General features: G+C 41.4%; 2 tRNA genes and 3 rRNA genes. All 5 read right to left on the bottom strand.

The window, feature by feature from the left end:
- Positions 1–657 precede the first annotated feature (657 nt).
- Positions 658–773: ribosomal RNA gene (rrf, locus tag PF021_RS08495) — 5S ribosomal RNA — on the bottom strand.
- Positions 774–852: 79 nt separating this feature from the next.
- Positions 853–3,822: ribosomal RNA gene (locus PF021_RS08500) — 23S ribosomal RNA — on the bottom strand.
- Between the two features lie 200 nt (positions 3,823–4,022).
- Positions 4,023–4,098: transfer RNA gene (locus tag PF021_RS08505), tRNA-Ala, on the bottom strand.
- A 3-nt stretch (positions 4,099–4,101) separates the two neighbouring features.
- A tRNA-Ile gene (locus PF021_RS08510) sits at positions 4,102–4,178 on the bottom strand.
- 83 nt (positions 4,179–4,261) lie between these two features.
- A 16S ribosomal RNA gene (locus PF021_RS08515) occupies positions 4,262–5,756 on the bottom strand.
- Together the 16S, 23S and 5S rRNA genes with 2 tRNA genes alongside form the textbook arrangement of a ribosomal RNA operon.
- Positions 5,757–6,429: the final 673 nt, after the last annotated feature.

A 6,429-nucleotide genomic window follows, 5' to 3' on the forward strand; every position in this document is an offset into this window, starting at 1 on the left:
CTTTTTTGTATTAACTAAACAAACTATAACTAAATAATAACTCTAAAAATCATATTAATAAATCTAATTAGAAATTTACACAAATAAATTAGAATCTACCAACTAAAAGGATATATACTAAAAAAGATATAGTAAAAAGAATAATAGAATCTAAAAAAACTAGAGTGTTATATTTTTATAAATAACTACAAGATTTTAAAGCTAAAAGATATATAAACTATCAATGATATTAAACTTAGTAGCTATTCTAATTTATTACTTCACGCATATTAATTTAACCAAACACATATAAGATAATAAAAAATCTCTAAAAAGATTATTAGTAATATGCAACAAGAGTAATTTACACTTTGGCTCTAAAGATATAAAAGAGCTAAAGATAGTAAGAGAGTACTTCTAATTTATAATAAATAAAAACAGATTTTAAAAATAAAGCTATGCTAAAGAGTATCAAGCTATTAAATAACTAGGGTTACTTTAAAGTATATTTTATAAAAGATTAGAATGATATAACAATATTTTTTATACAAACACACTTTATATAAATGATTTTACTAAAGACTAAAACCATAAACATATAAAAACCAAATAAATTAAATTAAATAATATATGAAGAATATAAAAGAATAGTAGTAAATTCATCTCTTTGCACTCTAATCTCCGCACCGTCCTACTTTACCACTCCTGAAAGGAGCAGTATCATCAGCGAAGAAGAGCTTAACTTCTAGGTTCGGAATGGAGCTAGGTGGGACCTCTTCTCTATTAGCACGAAGATTAGAATGCAAATAAACCTATAACAACTACATATCTTACAAAGTTGAGTTATACACTCATTAAGGCAGTGGTTTATTATCAATTAAGCCAATCGGTCTATTAGTAGTAGTCAGCTAAACATATTACTATGCTTACACCCCTACCCTATCAAGCAGGTAGTCTTCCTGCGACCTTCAGGGAAAGTTAATCTTGGAGTTGGCTTCACGCTTAGATGCTTTCAGCGTTTATCACATCCATACGTAGCTACGCTGCGATGCCCATAGCAGGACAACAGCTACACCAGTGGTATGTCCATCCCGGTCCTCTCGTACTAGGGACAGATCTCCTCAACTTTCCTACGCCCACGGCAGATAGGGACCGAACTGTCTCACGACGTTCTGAACCCAGCTCGCGTACCGCTTTAAATGGCGAACAGCCATACCCTTGGGACCTGCTCCAGCCCCAGGATGCGATGAGCCGACATCGAGGTGCCAAACCTCCCCGTCGATGTGAGCTCTTGGGGGAGATCAGCCTGTTATCCCCGGGGTACCTTTTATCCTTTGAGCGATGACCCTTCCACACAGAATCACCGGATCACTATGACCGACTTTCGTCTCTGCTTGACTTGTTTGTCTTTCAGTCAGGCTGGCTTATGCCATTACACTCTACAAATGATTTCCAACCATTTTGAGCCAACCTTTGCAAGCCTCCGTTACTTTTTAGGAGGCGACCGCCCCAGTCAAACTACCCACCAGGCATTGTCCTGCTTATGGATAACATAAGCCAGTTAGCAGACAGAAACATTAAGGGTGGTATCTCAACGATGGCTCCATCTCTACCGGAGTAAAGATTTCAAAGCCTCCCACCTATGCTGCGCATAATGCTCCCATCGGCAGTGCCAAGCTGTAGTAAAGGTCCACGGGGTCTTTCCGTCTTGCCGCGGGTAGGAGGAATTTTCACCTCCACTACAATTTCACTGAATCACTCTTTGAGACAGCTCCCATCTCGTTACGCCATTCATGCAGGTCGGTATTTAACCGACAAGGAATTTCGCTACCTTAGGACCGTTATAGTTACGGCCGCCGTTTACTCGGGCTTCAATTCAAAGCTTCACATTGCTGCTGACTAATCCTCTTAACCTTCGAGCACCGGGCAGGCGTCACACCTTATACTTCCTCTTACGAGTTTGCAAAGTGCTGTGTTTTTGGTAAACAGTCGGGAGGGACTCTTTGCTGAGACCTACTTGCGTAGGCACACCTTATCGCGAACTTACGGTGCTAGTTTGCAGAGTTCCTTAAAGAGAGTTCTTTCACGCGCCTTAGAATACTCATCTCATCTACCTGTGTCGGTTTACGGTACGGGCAACATTAGCTAAACTTAGAGGCTTTTCTTGGCACGACGATCTTAACAATTCTCTTATCCATCCGAAGACTTCAAAGAGCCTGTCGGGTTTGGGATACGGGAGCGGATTTACCAATCTCCTAACTTGCACCCTTCGACTGACACTTCTATCCGTCAGCTTGTCTTGACCCTATGCGTCCCCCCATCGCACACTAATGTTGGTATAGGAATATTAACCTATTTTCCATCGACTACCCCTTTCGGACTTGTCTTAGGACCCGACTAACCCTACGATGACGAGCATAGCGTAGGAAACCTTAGATTTACGGCGAAGTGGATTCTCACCACTTTTATCGCTACTCATTCCTGCATGCTCACTTCATATCGCTCCAGCACTCCTTACCGGTATACCTTCGACGCAATATGAACGCTCTTCTACCACTGTGCATCAGCACAATCTACAACTTCGGTGTCTATCTTAGCCCCGTTATATTTTCTGCGCAAAATCACTAGACCAGTGAGCTGTTACGCTATCTTTAAAGGATGGCTGCTTCTAAGCCAACCTCCTGGTTGTCTGAGTAACTTCACATCATTTTCCACTTAGAATAGAACTTTGGGACCTTAGTTGGTAGTCTGGGTTGTTTCCCTCTTGACGATTGATTTTATCACCCACCGCCTGACTCCCAAGATACGGCAATAGGTATTCGTAGTTTGACAGGGGTTGGTACCGCGGTGAGCAGCCCTAGCCCAATCAGAGCTCTACCCCCTATTACTATCACTTGAGGCTATACCTAAATATATTTCGAAGAGAACCAGCTATCACTGAGTTTGATTGGCCTTTCACCCCTATCCACAGCTCATCCCAACCCGTTTCAATGGGTACGAGTTCAGTCCTCCGGTGGGTGTTACCCCACTTTCAACTTGGCCATGGATAGATCACTCAGCTTCGGGTCTGAAGCATCTGACTAATCGCCCTATTAAGACTCGCTTTCGCTACGGCTTCACATTAGTTTAACCTTGCCAGATACCACAACTCGCAGGATCATTATGCAAAAGGCAGTCCGTCACCCTGATACACCCCATAAAATTTTAAAATTTTATAGGGATCCCACTAATATTAGTTAATGGGATACACCACATAAAGTAAAACTTTATGGGATGTATCATAGGGCTCCGAATGATTGTAGGCAAATGGTTTCAGGTTCTATTTCACTCCGCTCACTGCGGTTCTTTTCACCTTTCCCTCACGGTACTGGTTCGCTATCGGTGTAGTAGTAGTATTTAGGGTTGGAGGGTGGTCCCCCCAGCTTCAGCCCGGATTTCACGTGTCCTGACCTACTCTGGATCCTGCTACCTAGAAATACTCTTTCATATACGGGGCTATCACCCTCTATGGCTATACTTTCCAGAATGTTCTATTAGAGTATTTCAGTGGATGTTGCAGTCCTCAACCCCAAGTGCAAGCACTTGGTTTGCCCTATTCCCCGTTCGCTCGCCGCTACTAAGAGAATCTCGTTTGATTTCTTTTCCTCTAGTTACTGAGATGTTTCACTTCACTAGGTTCGCTCCATTTAAGGTAATGTATCTCTCAATACATTGGGTTGCCCCATTCGGAAATCTATGGATCAAAGCATCTTGACAGCTCCCCATAGCTTATCGCAGTCTAGTACGTCCTTCATCGCCTCTACTACCCAAGGCATCCACCATTTGCCCTTTACAAGCTTAACTGACTTTATATTCTAACGCCACTGCCTTAATGAATGTATCATTAAAACAACTTTGGTTTTTATGCGTGATTGTAGTTAATACTATTATAGGCTTTAACAATGAATTTTCAAATAACACTTAGACTAAAGTCTAATGTGAAACTTATATAATCTATATAGATTTTAAATCTCACATTAGACTTTCTTTAATGTATATAGGACTGGTGGAGAATAGCGGGATCGAACCGCTGACCTCCTGCGTGCAAAGCAGGCGCTCTCCCAGCTGAGCTAATTCCCCTTATGGTGGGCTTAAGAGGACTTGAACCTCTGACCTCACCCTTATCAGGGGTGCGCTCTAACCACCTGAGCTATAAGCCCCTAAATATAGTTAAAAAATCTCTGAAAACTAAGCAGGTAAAAGAACTTAAATCAAATAAGTGAATATTTGATTATATCTCTTGAAAGGAGGTGATCCAACCGCAGGTTCACCTACGGTTACCTTGTTACGACTTCACCCCAGTCGCTGCATCCGCCGTGGGCGGTAGCCAGTTTGGCATTCCGACTTAAGGCGAATACAACTCCCATGGTGTGACGGGCGGTGAGTACAAGACCCGGGAACGTATTCACCGTGACATGGCTGATTCACGATTACTAGCGATTCCAGCTTCATGCTCTCGAGTTGCAGAGAGCAATCCGAACTGAGAGAAGTTTTTGAGATTTGCTCCACCTCGCGGTATTGCGTCTTTTTGTACTTCCCATTGTAGCACGTGTGTAGCCCTAGGCGTAAGGGCCATGATGACTTGACGTCATCCTCACCTTCCTCCTCCTTGCGAAGGCAGTCTCCTTAGAGTGCTCAACCGAATTGTTAGCAACTAAGGACGAGGGTTGCGCTCGTTGCGGGACTTAACCCAACATCTCACGACACGAGCTGACGACAGCCGTGCAGCACCTGTTTTCAAGCTCCCTAAAAGGGCACTCCGCTATCTCTAGCAGATTCTATCAATGTCAAGCCTAGGTAAGGTTCTTCGCGTATCTTCGAATTAAACCACATGCTCCACCGCTTGTGCGGGTCCCCGTCTATTCCTTTGAGTTTTAATCTTGCGACCGTACTCCCCAGGCGGAATGCTTAATGCGTTAGCTGCATTACTGCAGAGACAAGCTCCACAACAACTAGCATTCATCGTTTAGGGCGTGGACTACCAGGGTATCTAATCCTGTTTGCTCCCCACGCTTTCGCGCATCAGCGTCAGTAATGTTCCAGCAGGTCGCCTTCGCAATGAGTATTCCTCTTGATATCTACGGATTTTACCCCTACACCAAGAATTCCACCTACCTCTCCCATACTCTAGGCTAATAGTTTCAAATGCAGTTCTATAGTTAAGCTATAGGATTTCACATCTGACTTGCTAGCCAGCCTACGCGCTCTTTACGCCCAGTGATTCCGAGTAACGCTTGCACCCTCCGTATTACCGCGGCTGCTGGCACGGAGTTAGCCGGTGCTTATTCGTTAGATACCGTCATAATCTTCTCTAACAAAAGGAGTTTACAATCCGAAAACCTTCATCCTCCACGCGGCGTTGCTGCTTCAGGGTTTCCCCCATTGAGCAATATTCCCTACTGCTGCCTCCCGTAGGAGTCTGGACCGTGTCTCAGTTCCAGTGTGTCCGATCACCCTCTCAGGCCGGATACCCGTCATAGCCTTGGTGAGCCATTACCTCACCAACAAGCTGATAGGACATAGGCCAATCCCATAGCGAAAAACTTTCCCTCGTAAGGAGTATCCGGTATTAATCACCGTTTCCAGTGGCTATCCCAGACTATGGGGCATGTTACCTATGCATTACTCACCCGTGCGCCACTAATCCACTCTAGCAAGCTAGAGCTTCATCGTTCGACTTGCATGTATTAGGCACGCCGCCAGCGTTCACTCTGAGCCAGGATCAAACTCTCCATAAAAAATAGGAAGTTTGAGCCAAATATAAAAATAAATGGCAAAACTATCCGTAAAGTTTATAGTTAAAGTATAGATAATAATTATAGATATATTTATATATACAAGATATGCAAACTATCTATAATATTTAATCAATAAATACTTAACTAGTTTATGTATGGATTGTTTATCCTAAATTCTCAAAATTTATGAATCTCAAAAGTATAAATGAGTTATGTATTATGAGTTATTTAGAAATGAAAAAATATTTAGTTCTTTTATCATTCCTGCTTAGTTGTCAAAGATCTTTTAACTTACAAATCCTAAAAATCATTATTTAATTTATTGTATATACATAGATTGCATATTGCATATACTTGTTATATATAGTTATATATACTTGTATATTTAAGTTGATTATTTATAATTGATATACTTAATGCTTGATACTTAATAATTGATATTTAAATACTAAATATAATTTATTATGTATATAAACACTATTAATTATGTATCTATATGTGTTATGTTATGAATAACATATACAAATAGTATAAATAAGTAATTCAAAAATAAACTAACTTACAAACTAAGTAATGATTAAAAAGTAAAGTTAAATAACACCTCTTTATTATTGAAAGCTCATAAAGAAAAATCAACAAAAAAGGAATGAAAGTATAACGAAAGAAGCTTAAG

It is taken from the genome of Helicobacter ibis (assembly GCF_027859255.1).
Lineage (GTDB): Bacteria > Campylobacterota > Campylobacteria > Campylobacterales > Helicobacteraceae > Helicobacter_D > Helicobacter_D ibis.